We start from the raw sequence: 14,762 nt of genomic DNA, 5'->3' as shown, positions 1-14,762 counted from the left end.
TGTCGAAGCATGACTGTGACGATCGCCGAGGAGCTCCTCCTGCTCGCCTACAACGACGAGAAGGGCACGCAGCTCGTCGCCGGAACCCAGCTGGACCCGGCCCTCGCCGGCGCGCTCCTCGCCGAACTGGCCGTCAACGACCGGCTGGAGCTGTCGGACAAGAAGGTGACGGTCAAGGACGCGTCCCCGCTCGGCGACGCCGAGCTGGACGCCACGCTGGCCCGCATCGCAGAGGAGGGCAAGGAGCGCAAGCCGGCCTGGTGGGTCCAGCGGCTGCAGTCGGCCAAGCTGCGCAAGCGCCTGCTCACGAGGCTGGCGGAGTCGGGCGTGCTGACCGAGCAGCGCGGCAAGGTGCTCGGCATCTTCCCCACGACGCGCTGGCCGGAGGCCGACCCTGACGTGGAGGCCGAGGTCAGGGACCGGGTGATCAGCGCGCTGGCGGGCGCCGACCCCGACGCCCGCACGGCCGTCCTGATCGCCATCGCGCACGCGGCCAAGCTCGACCGCAAGGCCTTCCCCGAGGCGAGCAAGCAGCGCGTCAAGGAGATCGCGGAGGGCGCCTGGACGGCCGACGCGGTCGCCCAGACCATCGCCGCCATCAACTCGGCCATGATCGCGGCGGTCACCGCGGCGACCGTCGCCGCGACGACCTCCACGACCGGGTGAGCCGCTCCTAGTTGCCGGTGTCGATGACGTCCTTCGGCACCGGCTTGTCCTCCTTCAGGGCGTTGAAGAGGGCCAGCGCCTTGGGCCGGTCCGACTTGATCGCCTCGCCGCCGTCCGAGAGCCGTTCGGTGCCGCCGAACGGCACCACCGTCGTCACGGGGCTGTCGCCCATCGCCAGCCCCAGCGACAGCAGGTCGAAGGCGCCCGTGCCGCCGTCGACGGAGACCGCGTCGGTGGCGCTCATCGCCAGCGGGATCGACGTGAACGGGTTGATCAGCACTCCGGGGCTGGCCGCCTTCTTCACGACCGCGCCCAGGAACTGCCGCTGCCGCTTGGTCCGCTCGAAGTCGGGCAGCGCGCCGCCCTTTCTGGTCCGTACGTAACCCAGGGCCTGGGCGCCGTTGAGCACCTGCGTGCCCTTCTTCAGCTTGAGCCCGGCCTTCGGGTCGTCCACGGCGGCCCGTACGTTGATCTCGACGCCTCCGATGGCGTCCACGATGCCGACGAACCCGGCGAACCCGATCTCCATGTAGTGGTCGATGTGCACGCCCGTGACCGACTCCACGGTGCGGGCCAGCAGCTGCGGCCCGCCGTTGTAGGCGGCGTTGAGCTTGTCGCGCTTCTTGCCCGGGATGTCGACGGCCAGGTCGCGGGGAAGGCTGACCAGCGTCGGCTTGTCGCTGCCCTCGGGGATGTGCAGCAGCATCATCGAGTCCGTACGGTTCCCGCCGGTCGCCCTGCCCGTGGCGAGCTTCTTGCGCTCGGCGGCCGACAGGCCCTTGCGGCTGTCGGAGCCGACGAGCAGCCAGTTGGTGCCGGGAGTGTCGGCGGGACGGCCCTGATAGTCCTCGAGCACGCCGTCGATGCCGGCGATCCGGGAGTTGATCCAGAAGAACATGCCCACGGCCGCCACCAGCAGCACGACCAGGAGCCCGGCGACGATCTTCAGAATCGTCCTGCCGGACACCCGCCTGCGGGGCTTGTCCGGGTCGGAGGGCCCGCGCCTCGACCGCAGCGGCTCCGCCGGGCTGCTGCCGGAGCGAGCCCGGCCGTACACGCGCGAACGGCCCTGGGGCGGCTCGCCGGGGGCGGACCCGGGAGAGGCGGCGCCTGACCCCTGCTCGGGGTACTGCGGGGCCACAGGCAGCTTGTGCGTGGGCGCACCCGGCCCCCCGGCGGGCGCGGACGGGACCTGGTGAGCGGGCGCACCCCCGGCGCGCAGGCCGTCACCTGGCCTCGGCGGCAGCGGGCGGCCGTCGCCCGGCGAGCGCATGGCCCGCGTCCGGTTGTCCTCAGACACTTCGCCTTCTTCCCTTCGATTTGTCATAAACGCTACGTCGAACCCCCCACCAGTGAAGACACTCGGCCAAGGTTTTCCCATGGAAAAGTACGCGGAACCAGGGAAGAGTCACCGCGGAAACATAGATGCCACCAGCATCGTTACGGTTATGGACGACCTCTATCGAAGGGAAGATCGTGTCCGCTCCGGACCCGTGGAGTCTTTGCCCGTGCGCTGGCACGGGTTCCTCTGAGAGCTCACCATGGTGAGCGCCTATCTGGGCCTGCTGGCCCTCATCCTCCTCACGGCGGCGACCGGCTACTTCGTCGCTCAGGAGTTCGCCTTCGTAGCCGCCGACCGCGCCCTGCTCCGCGAGCAGGCGGCGGCGGGTGACCAGGCCGCCGAAAAAGCGCTCCAGGTGACGTCCCGCCTCTCCTTCATGCTCTCCGGCGCCCAGCTCGGCATCACCGTGACCGCACTGCTGGTCGGCTTCCTGGCCGAGCCCGCGATCGCCAGGATCGTACGACCATGGCTGGCGGACACCGGACTGTCCGACACCGTGATCACCGGACTCTCGGTCGCCATCGGCGTCTTCGTGGCGGCCGTGGTCCAGATGGTCCTGGGCGAGCTCGCGCCCAAGAACCTGGGCATCGCCAGACCGGAGCCGGTGGCCAAGTTCCTGGCGGGCTCGACCCTGGTCTACCTGGCCGTGGTGGGCCCGGTGGTCAAGCTGTTCGACTCGGCGGCGACCGGCCTGCTCAGGCGCGTGGGCATCGAGCCGGTGGAGGAAGTGGAGCACGGCGCGACTCCGGAGGAGCTCTCCCGCATCATCGAGGAGTCCACCATGGCGGGCGAACTCCCGCCGAGACTCTCCGACCTGCTCGAACGGGCCCTGGAGTTCGGCGACCGCACGGCGGAGGAGATCATGGTCCCCCGCCCGCGCGTCGTCGTGCTGCGATCCGAACAGCCCATCTCGGACCTGATCGAGGTCATGCGCAGCTGCGGCCACTCCCGCTACCCGGTCATCAACGAGGACGGCGACGTCACAGGCGTGACGGGCGTACGAGAGTTCCTCTCATCGGGTCTGCAGGAGGGCGAGATAGCGAGCATCACCCGCCCGGCCCTGCTGGTCCCGGACTCGGTCCCGCTTTCCAACGTGCTCGACCGGATGCGCGTGGCCAAGGACGACATCGCCTGCGTCATCGACGAGTACGGCGGCCTGGCCGGCGTGATCACGGTCGAGGACCTGGCCGAGGAGCTGGTCGGCGAGCTGGTCGACGAGAACGACCCGGAGCCGGCCGGCGTGGTGGAGCACCCGGGCGGCATCTGGGAGGTCCCGGGCAGGCTTCGGCTGGACGAGGTCGAGCGCGCCACGGGCGTCGCGCTCCCGGAGAGCGACGACTACGACACCCTCGCGGGCCTCGTCCTGGCCAAGCTGGGCCGGATGCCCGACGAGGGCGACACCGTGACGGTGCCGATCGAACAGGACACCGACCCCTTCGCAGAGGACGAACAGGAACACCTGGCAGAACTGACCGTGATATCTCTCAACCGCAGAGTGCCCGAGTGGGTCCGTGTGGCCCCCGTCCAGCACGCGGAGGTGGCCCGATGACCATGATCGTCGTCAGCCTCGCGCTGCTGGCCTTCAACGCGCTCTTCGTGGCCGCGGAATTCGCCTTCGTCTCTGCCCGGCGCCACCGCCTGGAGGAGATCGCCTCCCGCAACAACCGCCTCATCCGGCTGGCGGCCAGGTCGGCGGTCGGAGGCACCAAGCAGCTTTCTCTCATGCTGGCGGGCGCCCAGCTGGGCATCACGCTGTGCACGCTGGGCCTCGGCCAGGTGACGGAGCCCGCGATCGAGCACACCCTGGAGCCGGTCTTCGCCGCCCTCGGCGTCCCGGAGGGCCTGCGCATGCCCATCGCGCTGACGATCGCCCTGGCCCTGGTGACCTTCCTCCACATGGTGGTGGGCGAGATGGCGCCGAAGTCGTGGGCCCTGACCCACCCGGAACGCTCGGCCCTGCTGCTGACCGTCCCCTTCCGCGCCTTCACCTGGGTCATGCGCCCGCTCCTGTCGACCCTGAACGGCCTGACCAACCTCATCCTGCGCCTGTTCGGCGTCCAGCCCAGGGACGAGCTGGCCACGACCCGAACCCCCCGCCAGCTGGCCATGCTGGTGGGAGAGTCGGGCCGCATGGGCCTCCTGGACCGCGACGAACACGACCTCCTGACCCGCGCCCTCCGCCTGGACGACGAAGGCATAGAACGCCTGATGATCCCGATAAGCAAGGCGGTGATGGTCCCACCCCAGGCGAACGCGGCAGAGATCAAGGAAGCAGCGGCAAGAAGCGGCCACCTCAGACTCCTGGTAGGCACCCCGGGCGACGTAAGAGGCGCCCTCCACGCCAGAGACGCCCTCCTGCGGCCGGCAAGCAAGGCGGAAGACCTGTGCCGCCCGCTGCCGAAGCTCCCCTGCGTGACCCAGGTCCCAGAGGCGGTGACGGCCCTGCAGGAGGCCAGAGCCCACCTGGTCCTGGTGACTGCTCAGGCCGGTGAGGTCATCGGCATGGTGAGCCTCACAGACCTCCTGGGCGAACTCCTGGACACCAGAACCTTGGCGACTGTGACGTAAAACACACCGACAAGCCACCCGAAAGCAGGTTGCAACCAAACGGGCGTACCGTCAAAACACGGCACGCCCGTTACCAACAGGTTCTTGAAAAGAGAGACAGCCCCTCTTGCGATCCAGCAAACACTTCGCCAATGTGGGTCTGCCATGACAGAAGACCGCAGGCGCGACGATGGAGGGTCCGGGAGCCCACTCCCGGATAGGGGGGTCCGGGGGACCTCCCCCGGAAAACGCTGGGGGTCTGGGGGTCATCCCCCGGGAGAAATGACGAGGGGACCCGAGGGAGCAAGCCTGAAAGGCTTGCGACCAGGAGTCCCCAGTCACCGAGGTGGGCGAGGAGGGATTTGAACCCTCACGTCCTTTCGGACACACGGACCTGAACCGTGCGCGTCTGCCGTTCCGCCACCCGCCCTTGTGGGTGCGGAAAGAACACTAGCACGGAACAGCCACTGGTACTGAACCCGGATACGATCGCATAAGACACGGGAGCGGAGGAGCTGGGCGCGACAGCCGACGAGCGCCAGGGATGCCGTCACGTGGAACGAGCGGAAACCGGGCGCCGGACGCGTCTGGGGGCCGCGATCATATGCACGGAGGAAGGGAGGTACCCGGTGGGAGTCCTTCAGCGCTTCGAGCGAAGGCTCGAAGGCTTGGTTGAGGGGGCCTTTGCGCGGGCGTTCAAATCTGACCTTCAGCCGGTCGAGGTCGCCAGCGCGGTTCAGCGGGAGATGGATGAGCGTGCGGCGATCGTCGCTCAAGGTCGCACGCTCGTGCCCAACGACTTCGTGGTTGAGCTGTCCACGACCGACAGCGAACGGCTTGAGGTCTACGCCGACAGCATCAGTCACGAGCTGGCCAACCTCGCCAGGGAGTACGCCAAGGAACAGGGCTACTCCTTTGTGGGACCGGTCCGGGTCCGCTTCGAGACCGCCGGCGATCTGGCTGTGGGGCTGTTCCGCATCAGGTCCGGCGTCATCCGCGGCGCGACGGTCGAGCAGGACGAGATTCGCCAGCCGGCGAGCGACCTGCCTCCGTCGAGGCCGAACGCGTTCAACGGGCGGCCCAGGCTGCTCGTCTCCACCCAGGACGACCCGCAGGGCGACCGTTCCTACGAGCTCACCACTCCGGTGACCTTGCTCGGCAGGGGCACCGACTGCGATCTTCGTCTGGTCGATCCGGGTGTCTCGCGACACCACGCGGAGTTGCGGGTCGAGGGCCAGTTGGTGGTCCTCGTCGATCTCGGATCCACCAACGGCACTTTCGTCAACGGCCAGCCGGTACGCAGGATCGAGCTCCAGAACGGCACGCGAGTGACGTTGGGGCGTACGACCCTGGTGTTCCGGCGCGATTAGGGGTAGACAAACGGTCCATGTCCGAGCTCACGCTGCTGCTGATCCGGCTCGCCTTCCTGGCGGTGCTGTGGTTCTTCGTCATTGCCGCAGTCGGCGTGATCCGGACTGACTTGTTCGGTTCACGCACGGCTCCCGCGGGTCCACGCAAAGGCGTGAAACCCGCCAAAGCGGTGGCCAAGCCCAAGAGCAAAAAGGGCGAGCCCCGCCAGCTCATCGTTACCGGTGGCCCCTTGCAGGGCACCACCATTAATCTCACGGAGACGCCCATCACCATTGGCCGGGCCAATGACGCCACGCTGGTAGTCACCGACGACTACGCTTCCAGCCGGCATGCCCGGCTCTTTCCCCAGGACGGTCAATGGATCGTGGAAGATCTTGGGTCCACCAACGGCACGTATCTCGACCGCTCGAAAGTCACCCGCCCGACCCCGGTGCCGCTCGGTGTTCCGATCCGCGTCGGCAAGACAGTCATTGAATTGCGCAAATGACCATCGCACTCCGCTACGCCGCCCGCTCGGACGTCGGCCTCCTCCGCGAAGGGAACGAGGACTCGGCGTACGCTAGCGGTCGCCTGCTCGCCGTCGCAGACGGTATGGGCGGGCACGCACACGGCGAGGTGGCGAGCTCAGTCGCCATCGCCGCCATGGCCTCTCTGGAAGAGGCCCAACAGGGGGGTGACCTGCTCAACACCATCGAGGCAGCGGTACGCGACGCCAACCGCAAGCTGCACGAAATGGTGGGGCGGGATCCCAGCCTCAAAGGCATGGGCACGACTCTCACGGCCATGCTCTGGCACGGCACCCAGGTCGCTCTGGTGCACGTCGGCGACTCGCGCGCCTACCTGCTCAGGCGCGGGGAGCTCTACCAGATCACCCATGACCACACGCTGGTGCAGCAGCTCGTCGACGACGGGCGCATCACGCCGGAAGAGGCGGCCACGCATCCGCAGCGCTCGATCCTGCTGCGCGCGCTCGACGGCAGCGGTGAGGTCGATCCCGACCTGACCCTCCGGGAGGCGCAGATCGGCGACCGCTACCTGCTGTGTTCCGACGGCCTGTCGGGTGTGGTGAGTGCGGAGACGCTGCACGCCACGCTCACCAACATCGACGACCCGGAAGAGGTCGTTCGCCAGCTCATCGACCTGGCGAACAGAGGCGGCGGGCCGGACAACATCACGTGTGTGCTGGCCGACGTGCTGGAGATCACCGATGGGCAGCAGGTGCCCGCCGAGGCCGCCGTCGTCGGCGCCGCGGGCATGAACCGGCTGCGCGGCAATCCCCAGGACACCCAGCCGGGGCGAGCCCACGCGGTGACCGCGCCCCAGCCGGTCCTCACTGACGACGACTTCGATGAGCCGGTGGCCGAGGCGCCCCGGCGCAGGCGTCGCCGGGTGTGGCCCGTGCTGGTCACCGTGTTCGGCATAGGCGTCGTCGCCGTCGGCGTCGGCGGTTATTTTGGATATCAGTGGACCCAGGACCAGTTCTTCGTCGGTGCTAGGGGCGACGAAGTGGTCGTGTTCCAGGGGGTCCAGAAAGAGCTGGGTCCCTTCCAGCTCTTCAAGGTCTCCAAAGCCACGGGCCGGCAGCTCTCCAAACTGTCCGATGCCGACCAGGCGCTGATCAAGAGCGGCATTCCGGTCACCAACGTCGACGAAGGCATCACGAAAATCAACGCTTTGAAGTTCGCTCAGGAGGACGAGAAGGACGGCGACACCCCCGCCACGACCGCCAGCTCGTCGCCCACGCCATCCGTGAGCGCGACCAAGACGAAGCAACGGTAAATGAGCGAAGTCGCAGAATCCCCCGTCCCGATGCCGGCCAAGCGCCGCGTGGCCCAGCTCGTCATGCTGGCCCTCGCGGTGGTGATCATCATGGGCGCCTACGCCAACGTGGGCCTCGCGGTGAACGGCGAGATCCCCGCGGGCATGCTGGCGTACGGACTGGGTCTGGGCGGCCTGATGCTGGCCGCCTACCTCGTTCTGGCGAAGTTCGCCCCCTGGGCGGACCCGCTGATCCTGCCGCTGGTGACTCTGATCAACGGTCTCGGCCTGGTGATGATCTACCGGCTGGAGGCCGCCAAGATGGGCGGCGCGTCCGCCGCCAACCAGATCATGTGGACGGGTCTCGGCGTGGTCATGTTCTCGATCACGCTGATCGTGCTGCGTGACCACCGCATGCTCCAGCGCCTGACCTACACCGCGGGCGCCGTCGGCCTGGTCCTGCTCGCCATCCCCGCGGTGCTGCCCGGCAGCCTCAGCGAGGTGCAGGGCGCCAAGATCTGGATCCGCATCGGCGGCTTCTCCATCCAGCCGGGCGAGTTCGCCAAGCTGGCGCTGGTCGTCTTCTTCGCCGGCTATCTGGTGGCCAAGCGCGACGTCCTCGCGCTGGCCGGGCGGCGGCTGCTCTTCATCGACCTGCCCCGGGCCAGGGACCTCGGTCCCGTCCTCATCACCTGGGGGTTCAGCCTGCTCGTCCTGGTCTTCGAGAAGGACCTGGGCACCTCGCTGCTGCTGTTCGGCACGTTCATCGCGATGCTCTACATCGCGACCCAGCGCACCTCGTGGGTGCTGATCGGCGTGCTCCTCTTCGTCGGCGGCGCCTTCCTCGCCGGGCAGGTCTTCGACCACGTCAGCGCCCGCTTCGACGCCTGGCTCGATCCGAGCAACCCGATCTACTACGGCAACGACCCCGTCTGCCTGCAGGATCCGCCGGGCAACTCGATGTGCAGCAAGAGCTTCCAGATCATGCAGGGCCTGTTCGGGTTCGGCGCGGGGGGCATCCTGGGCACGGGGCTCGGCGAGGGCAACCCCCAGCTGATCCCGCTGTCGTTCTCCGACTTCATCTTCGCCGCGACCGGCGAGGAGCTGGGCCTGACCGGCCTGATGGCACTGCTCATGATGTACGCCCTGCTGGTCGAGCGCGGCCTGCGCACCTCGCTGGCGGCCCGCGACCCGTTCTCCAAGCTCCTGGCGGGCGGCCTGTCGTTCATCCTGGCCTGGCAGGTCTTCATCATCGTCGGCGGTGTGACGAATCTCATCCCGCTGACCGGCCTGGTCACCCCGTTCATGTCCCAGGGTGGCTCGGCGTTGCTGGCTAACTGGATCCTTATCGCGCTATTGGTACGCATGTCAGACGCGGCGCGGCGGCCTCCGCCCCAGGCGATCCAGAACGAAGGACTGACGCAGGTGTTCCAGCGATGAACAGCACTCTGAAGCGCGTGGCGGTGGCCTGCCTGGCCATGTTCGCGCTCCTGATGATCAACGTGAACTACCTGCAGGCCGTGAAAGCGGAGGGCCTGCGCGGCGACTCCCGCAACACCCGCAACTTCTACGAGCGCTACGCCATCGAGCGCGGCCGGATCACGGCGGGCGGCAAGGTGCTCGCGCAGTCCGTCGAGACCAAGGACCCCCGGTTCAAGTTCGTCAGGCAATACCCCGATGCCAAGCTCTACGCTCACGTCACCGGCTTCTTCTCGCCGGAGAGCGAGAGCGCCATCGAGAGGTCCGAGAACCAGCTGCTCAACGGCTCCAGTGCCGACCTGCTGCTGCGGCGGAGCATCGACCTGTTCACCGGCGAGCCGACCAGGGGCGCCAACGTCGATCTCACGATCAACCCCAAGGCGCAGAAGGCGGCCTACGACGCGCTGCGGCAGAGCGGCAAGCGCGGCGCCCTCGTCGCCCTCGACCCGAAGACGGGCGCGATCCTGGCGATGGTCTCGCTGCCCACCTACGACCCGACCGAGCTGTCCACCACCGACAAGGGCAAGGTCTTCCCCCGGTACGAGGAGCTGGCCAAGGAGAAGAGCCAGCCGCTGCTCAACCGTACGATCGCGCAGACCTACCCGCCCGGCTCGACGTTCAAGGTCGTGACCATGGCGGCCTACCTCGAGGACAACTCCTCGGCCGGCCCGCAGACCACCGTGGACGCGCCGCAGCGGCTGCCGCTGCCCAACACCAACATCAGCCTGCCCAACTACGGCGGCGCGGCCTGCGGCTCCGGCTCGGTCACACTGACGTTCGCGCTGGAGAAGTCCTGCAACACGCCGTTCGGCAAGATGGGCATGGAGCTGGGCTACGACAAGATGAAGGAGCAGACCGAGAAGTTCGGCATGGGCCAGCCGCTCGCCGTGCCGATGTCGGTCACCGCCAGCGACTTCGGCCCGGAAGAGGACAAGGCGGCCCTGGCCATGGCCTCGATCGGGCAGCGCAGCAACCGCATGACCCCGATGCAGATGGCCATGATCGCCGCGGGCATCGCCAATGACGGCAAGGTGATGAAGCCGTACCTGGTCAACAAGATCAGCGACGCCAAGGGCGACGCACTCAAGCAGGCCGACCCCGAGGAGCTGTCGGAAGCGGTCAGCTCCGAGACGGCGGGCAAGCTGCGTGAGATGATGGTCAGCGTCGTCCAGAACGGCACCGCAAACCTGGCGCAGGTCCCAGGCGTCCAAGTAGCGGGTAAGACGGGCACCGCGGAGACGGCCGACGGCCAGCCCCCGCATGCCTGGTTCATCTCCTTCGCGCCCGCCGAGGACCCGAAGGTGGCCCTCGCGGTCATCGTCGAGTCCGGTGCTGCCAACGTCGGCGCGGAGGCGACCGGCGGCCACACCGCCGCGCCGATCGCAAAGGCCGTGCTGGAGGCGGTGCTGAACAAGTGAGTGACGGTAACCTGCTGGGTCATGCGGCTCCGTAACCGCTACCTCCTGATCTCCCGCATCGCCACAGGCGGTATGGGAGAGGTCTGGCGTGCCCGTGACGAGTTGCTCGGGCGCGAGGTGGCGGTGAAGATCCTGCGCAGCCACATCTACGCCGACCCCACCTTCCGTGAGCGGTTCAGGAACGAGGCGCGCATCACCGCGGCCCTGGCCGACCCGGGAGTGGCGCAGATCTTCGACTACGGCGAGCAGAGCGACCTGGCCTATCTCGTGATGGAGCTGGTGCACGGCGAGCCGCTGTCGGCGATCCTGGCGCGCAACGGCTCCATCGGGCCCGAGGTGACGCTCGACGTGGTGGGCCAGACGGCCAAGGCGCTGCACGCCGCGCACACCTCCGGGATCATCCACCGCGACATCAAGCCGGGAAACCTGCTGGTCACCTCAGAGGGGACCATCAAGGTCACGGACTTCGGCATCGCGCGGGCCCTGGAGGCGGCTCCGGTCACGCAGACGGGCACCGTGCTGGGCACCGCCCAGTACGTCAGCCCCGAGCAGGCCCAGGGATTCCCGCTCACTCCCGCGACCGACCTCTACTCGCTGGGCGTGGTGGCCTACGAGTGCCTGGCCGGGCGCACGCCGTTCCGCGGCGACAGCCAGGTGGCGATCGCGCTGCAGCACCTCAACGAGCACCCGCCGCCCCTCGGGGTGGACGTGCCCGCGCCGGTGCGCGAGCTGGTCATGTCGCTGCTGTCGAAGGACCCCGAGCGGCGCCCGGCCTCGGCTCTGGAGGTGGCCGACCGGGCCTACCTCCTGCGCGAGTCGCTGGCCAGCGCCGAGCAGAGCGCCGACCTCAGCATGCTCACCGACCCGGGAGGCTTCCGGGTACGCGAGCCGGCTCCGGAGGACGAGCAGGAGACGGACCACCTCCACTCGGCCACCACGCCGCAGGAGCCGGCCGTACGAAAGCGTCACAGGAAGACCCTGGCCCTGGTCGCGACCGCGGGCTGCGCGGCCGCGGTGGGGCTCAGCGCCATCACGTTCGCCGATCGGCAGCCGACGCAGCCGACGCCGGACGTGGCCGAGCCGACCAAGTCGGCGGTGTCGCCGCCGGACCGGGCGACGCCCTCGCCCACGAAGAGACGCACCAAGCGGCCTTCCGTGGTTCCGGTCAAGTCACCGAGGCCTATACCCTCACGGTCGGCTACGGTAAGCAAGTCGGCAACTCCCACCAAGAAGCCGACACCGAAACCGACCCCGACCACCCGTACCCCTACACCCACACCGACCCCAACGCCCACCACTACACCCAAAACTCCGACACCTACCGCCTCGCCGGACCCGGGTGATACAAACCCGCCCAAGGAGGAGACGTGATGCGCCATGGGGTCGATGATGGACACCGGCGGCCCCCCGAGCAGGCCGGTACCCAAGATGAACGGTAAGGGACAGTGCAGGAAATGACTCAGCCTCGGCTACTCGGAGGTCGCTACGAGCTCGACGGTGTCGTCGGGCGCGGCGGCATGGCCGAGGTGTATCGTGCCCGAGACATCCGGCTGGACCGCATAGTCGCGATCAAGACCCTCCGGTCCGACCTGGCGCGCGACCACACCTTCCAGGCCCGCTTCCGCCGCGAGGCGCAATCGGCCGCCTCCCTGAACCACCCGGCCGTCGTCGCTGTCTACGACACCGGCGAAGACGGTACCGAAGGCACCCCCGTGCCGTACATCGTGATGGAGTACGTCGACGGCCGGACGCTGCGCGACCTGCTGCGCCAGGACCGGCGGTTGCTGCCGGAGCGCGCGGTCGAGCTGGTCGACGGCATCCTGCGGGCGCTCGACTACAGCCACCGCGGCGGGATCGTGCACCGCGACATCAAGCCGGCCAACGTGATGATCACGCGCGCCGGCGACGTCAAGGTGATGGACTTCGGCATCGCGCGCGCGATGGCCGACTCCGCGGCCACGATGACGCAGACGGCGCAGGTGATCGGCACCGCCCAGTACCTGTCCCCCGAGCAGGCCCGGGGCGAGCGGGTCGACGCGCGCAGCGACATCTACTCCACCGGCTGCCTGCTCTACGAGCTGCTGACCGGGCAGCCGCCCTTCACCGGCGACTCTCCCGTCGCGATCGCCTACCAGCACGTCCGCGAGGACCCGATCCCGCCGTCGCAGATCGACCGCGACATCCCCCCGTGGGCCGACGCGATCGTGCTCAAGGCCATGGCCAAGGACCCGGCCCACCGCTACCAGAGCGCGGGCGAGATGCGGGCCGACATCCAGCGGGCGATGTCCGGGATGCCGACCGACGCCCAGACGATGGCCATGACCGGCAACTTCAACCAGGGCACGCGGATGATGACCGCGACCCAGGCGGCGCAGGGTCCGGCCACGCAGCGCACCACGGCGGTCCCCCCGTACGAGTACGAGGGCGGTGACGGCGGCGGTCGCGGCGGGCGGCGCAGGGCGAGCGGCGGCGGCGGCAACAACGCCGTCAAGACCGCGTTGTGGATCATCGTCCCGCTGCTGATCATCGGTGCGTTCGTCGGGGTCGGCTACTCGGTGTTCGGGTCGAAGAACACGCCGACCAACACGCAGGTCACGATCCCGTCGCTGGCCAGCCAGGAACGCGCGTACGCGGAAGAGCAGCTCAAGAACCTCGGGCTCACCGTCCAGGTGGTCCAGGAGTCCAGCGACGACGTCGACAAGGGCAGCGTCATCAAGACCGACCCCGCCGAGGGCACCAAGGTCGACAAGGGCTCCCCGGTCAAGCTGGTCATCTCGAAGGGCCCGGAGAAGGTCAAGGTGCCCGACGGCCTCGTCGGCCAGTCGCAGGCCGACGCCATGAAGGCGCTGGAGGACGCGGGCCTGCGCGGCACGGTCAAGACCAAGATCTCCAGCAAGTCGCAGGGCACGGTCATCGAGACCAAGCCCAAGGCGGGCGACGAGATCGAGAAGGGCGGCACGGTCACCCTCTACGTGCCCAAGGAGCTCGGTGAGGTGCCCAGCGTGATCGGGCTCACCAAGGAGGACGCCTCGGCCCAGATCAAGGCCGCCGGCTTCAGGCCCAAGGTCGTCGAGCAGGCGAACGAGCAGCCCGAGGGCACGGTCATCCAGCAGAATCCGGGTGAGGGCGCCAAGCAGGCACCGGGCACGACCATCACGATCGTGGTGTCCACGGGTCCCGGCCTGGAAACGAACAACCCGCAGCCCACCACGGAGGTGCCGACGGACACGCCGTCGGACGACCAGACGGACTTCCCGTCCGACGACGACCCGCCGACCGACGACAACCCGATCGGCGACGACGGCCTCGGAGGCCCCGGCAACTGAGACATGAAGAAGGGCCGCCCGTTCCCGGGCGGCCCTTCTTCATGTCGTCGCTGACAGAGAACGCCCCCGCCGCTCGGGGGCAACGGCGGGGACGTTCACTTGGTAGTCGCTCGCCGGGGGACATTTGTTACAAGATTCCTCGCAGCCAATTCTGGAGCAGCCGGTGACCGTGCTCCGACAGCACGGACTCGGGATGGAACTGGATGCCCTCGATGGGCGCCGCACGGTGGCGCAGGCCCATGATGACGCCGTCGCCGGTGCGGGCCGTCACGTCGAGCACGTCGGGGACGGTCTCGGGCAGCACGGCGAGCGAGTGGTAGCGGGTCATCCGCACCGGCGAGGGCAGCGTCTCGAACACGCCCTTGCCGTCGTGGGTGACAGGGCTGGTCATGCCGTGGACGAGCTCGGGCGCGCGGGACACGGTGGCGCCGTACGCGACGGCGATGGCCTGGTGGCCGAGACAGACGCCGAGCAGCGGCCGGCGGCTCTCGGCCGCGTGGTGGACCAGGGGCACGCTCACCCCGGCCGCCTCGGGGGTGCCCGGGCCCGGGCTGATGAGCACGCCGTCGAAGCCGTCGGCGTCGCTCACGCGTACGTCGTCGCGCGGCCGTACGTCACAGTCGGCGCCCAGCCCGCGCAGGTACTGCACGATGGTGTGGACGAAGCTGTCGTGGTTGTCCACGACCAGCACGCGGCTCATTTCCTCACGCTCACCTCGTCGAGCGTCACCATGGGCTCGAGTAGCGGAAACACGACATACCAGAGTACGACCCCCGCGACGGCGACCATCACGGCGGCCGTCAGCAGCTTGGTCCGGGCGGTGCCGGGCAGCTTGCTCCAGAGCCAGGCGTACAT

Annotated in this window: 13 protein-coding genes and 1 tRNA gene; 10 read left to right on the top strand and 4 right to left on the bottom strand. The window is 68.6% G+C overall.

The features are described from left to right. The first annotated feature begins 9 nt into the window (after nucleotides 1-9). Complete coding sequence (locus ACFKCF_RS17430; protein WP_394494728.1) at nucleotides 10-666, top strand: GPP34 family phosphoprotein; 657 nt, start codon at nucleotides 10-12, stop codon at nucleotides 664-666. 7 nt (nucleotides 667-673) lie between these two features. Here the strand turns inward: ACFKCF_RS17430 and ACFKCF_RS17425 are convergent, their stop codons facing one another. Next, nucleotides 674-1,966 carry an LCP family protein gene (locus ACFKCF_RS17425; RefSeq protein WP_394494727.1) on the bottom strand — a complete coding sequence of 431 codons (1,293 nt, stop codon included), beginning with the start codon at nucleotides 1,964-1,966 and terminating at the stop codon, nucleotides 674-676. Between the two features lie 241 nt (nucleotides 1,967-2,207). Between ACFKCF_RS17425 and ACFKCF_RS17420 the strand changes: the two genes are divergently transcribed. Together ACFKCF_RS17420 and ACFKCF_RS17415 are read left to right on the top strand one after the other, a co-directional pair. After that, nucleotides 2,208-3,557 (top strand): hemolysin family protein, encoded by a 1,350-nt coding sequence (locus ACFKCF_RS17420; RefSeq protein ID WP_394494726.1) that lies wholly within the window; start codon nucleotides 2,208-2,210, stop codon nucleotides 3,555-3,557. After that, entirely contained in the window at nucleotides 3,554-4,576 is a 1,023-nt protein-coding gene (locus tag ACFKCF_RS17415) for a hemolysin family protein (protein WP_394494724.1), read from the top strand. The genes ACFKCF_RS17420 and ACFKCF_RS17415 overlap by 4 nt, the downstream gene beginning before the upstream one ends. Nucleotides 4,577-4,902: 326 nt before the next feature. Here the strand turns inward: ACFKCF_RS17415 and ACFKCF_RS17410 are convergent. Then, nucleotides 4,903-4,985: transfer RNA gene (locus tag ACFKCF_RS17410), tRNA-Leu, on the bottom strand. A gap of 199 nt (nucleotides 4,986-5,184) precedes the next feature. Between ACFKCF_RS17410 and ACFKCF_RS17405 the strand changes: the two genes are divergently transcribed. The 7 genes from ACFKCF_RS17405 (at nucleotide 5,185) to pknB (ending at nucleotide 13,907) form a co-directional block, all read left to right on the top strand. Next, a complete protein-coding gene (locus ACFKCF_RS17405) occupies nucleotides 5,185-5,925 on the top strand; it encodes a DUF3662 and FHA domain-containing protein (protein WP_090946111.1) in 741 nt (246 codons plus the stop codon). A gap of 17 nt (nucleotides 5,926-5,942) precedes the next feature. Beyond that, a complete protein-coding gene (locus tag ACFKCF_RS17400) occupies nucleotides 5,943-6,413 on the top strand; it encodes an FHA domain-containing protein (RefSeq protein WP_394494723.1) in 471 nt (156 codons plus the stop codon). Continuing rightward, nucleotides 6,410-7,705: a Stp1/IreP family PP2C-type Ser/Thr phosphatase gene (locus ACFKCF_RS17395; protein WP_394494721.1), complete on the top strand. Its 1,296-nt coding sequence runs from the start codon at nucleotides 6,410-6,412 to the stop codon at nucleotides 7,703-7,705. Before ACFKCF_RS17400 ends, ACFKCF_RS17395 begins: the two co-directional genes overlap by 4 nt. Continuing rightward, the gene (locus ACFKCF_RS17390) at nucleotides 7,706-9,124 is read left to right on the top strand and encodes an FtsW/RodA/SpoVE family cell cycle protein (RefSeq protein WP_394494720.1); all 1,419 of its coding nucleotides are present in this window, start codon (nucleotides 7,706-7,708) and stop codon (nucleotides 9,122-9,124) included. Then, nucleotides 9,121-10,581, top strand: coding sequence for a peptidoglycan D,D-transpeptidase FtsI family protein (locus tag ACFKCF_RS17385; protein WP_394494719.1), 1,461 nt, complete (start codon nucleotides 9,121-9,123; stop codon nucleotides 10,579-10,581). The genes ACFKCF_RS17390 and ACFKCF_RS17385 overlap by 4 nt, the downstream gene beginning before the upstream one ends. A 21-nt stretch (nucleotides 10,582-10,602) precedes the next feature. Beyond that, the gene (locus ACFKCF_RS17380; RefSeq protein WP_394494718.1) at nucleotides 10,603-11,952 is read left to right on the top strand and encodes a serine/threonine-protein kinase; all 1,350 of its coding nucleotides are present in this window, start codon (nucleotides 10,603-10,605) and stop codon (nucleotides 11,950-11,952) included. 83 nt (nucleotides 11,953-12,035) lie between these two features. Continuing rightward, nucleotides 12,036-13,907 (top strand): Stk1 family PASTA domain-containing Ser/Thr kinase, encoded by a 1,872-nt coding sequence (gene pknB, locus ACFKCF_RS17375; RefSeq protein ID WP_394494716.1) that lies wholly within the window; start codon nucleotides 12,036-12,038, stop codon nucleotides 13,905-13,907. Between the two features lie 127 nt (nucleotides 13,908-14,034). Here pknB and ACFKCF_RS17370 read toward each other — a convergent pair whose 3' ends face one another. Beyond that, entirely contained in the window at nucleotides 14,035-14,607 is a 573-nt protein-coding gene (locus ACFKCF_RS17370) for an anthranilate synthase component II (RefSeq protein ID WP_394494714.1), read from the bottom strand. Next, nucleotides 14,604-14,762 (bottom strand): hypothetical protein, encoded by a 159-nt coding sequence (locus ACFKCF_RS17365; protein WP_394494712.1) that lies wholly within the window; start codon nucleotides 14,760-14,762, stop codon nucleotides 14,604-14,606. The genes ACFKCF_RS17370 and ACFKCF_RS17365 overlap by 4 nt, the downstream gene beginning before the upstream one ends.

The sequence above is a fragment of the Nonomuraea sp. JJY05 genome (genome assembly GCF_043496855.1).
GTDB lineage: Bacteria > Actinomycetota > Actinomycetes > Streptosporangiales > Streptosporangiaceae > Nonomuraea.
Note: the sequence above shows the minus strand (reverse complement) of the source record. Positions and strands in the feature narration are given on the sequence as shown.

Bases quoted from the DNA above. Each gene is read 5' to 3' on its own strand.
- ACFKCF_RS17430 (WP_394494728.1), top strand. From the start codon at position 10: ATGACTGTGACGATCGCCGAGGAGCTCCTCCTGCTCGCCTACAACGAC.
- ACFKCF_RS17420 (WP_394494726.1), top strand. From the start codon at position 2,208: ATGGTGAGCGCCTATCTGGGCCTGCTGGCCCTCATCCTCCTCACGGCG.
- ACFKCF_RS17415 (WP_394494724.1), top strand. From the start codon at position 3,554: ATGACCATGATCGTCGTCAGCCTCGCGCTGCTGGCCTTCAACGCGCTC.
- ACFKCF_RS17400 (WP_394494723.1), top strand. From the start codon at position 5,943: ATGTCCGAGCTCACGCTGCTGCTGATCCGGCTCGCCTTCCTGGCGGTG.
- ACFKCF_RS17395 (WP_394494721.1), top strand. From the start codon at position 6,410: ATGACCATCGCACTCCGCTACGCCGCCCGCTCGGACGTCGGCCTCCTC.
- ACFKCF_RS17390 (WP_394494720.1), top strand. From the start codon at position 7,706: ATGAGCGAAGTCGCAGAATCCCCCGTCCCGATGCCGGCCAAGCGCCGC.
- ACFKCF_RS17385 (WP_394494719.1), top strand. From the start codon at position 9,121: ATGAACAGCACTCTGAAGCGCGTGGCGGTGGCCTGCCTGGCCATGTTC.
- ACFKCF_RS17380 (WP_394494718.1), top strand. From the start codon at position 10,603: ATGCGGCTCCGTAACCGCTACCTCCTGATCTCCCGCATCGCCACAGGC.
- pknB (WP_394494716.1), top strand. From the start codon at position 12,036: ATGACTCAGCCTCGGCTACTCGGAGGTCGCTACGAGCTCGACGGTGTC.
- ACFKCF_RS17370 (WP_394494714.1), bottom strand. From the start codon at position 14,607: ATGAGCCGCGTGCTGGTCGTGGACAACCACGACAGCTTCGTCCACACC.
- ACFKCF_RS17365 (WP_394494712.1), bottom strand. From the start codon at position 14,762: ATGTACGCCTGGCTCTGGAGCAAGCTGCCCGGCACCGCCCGGACCAAG.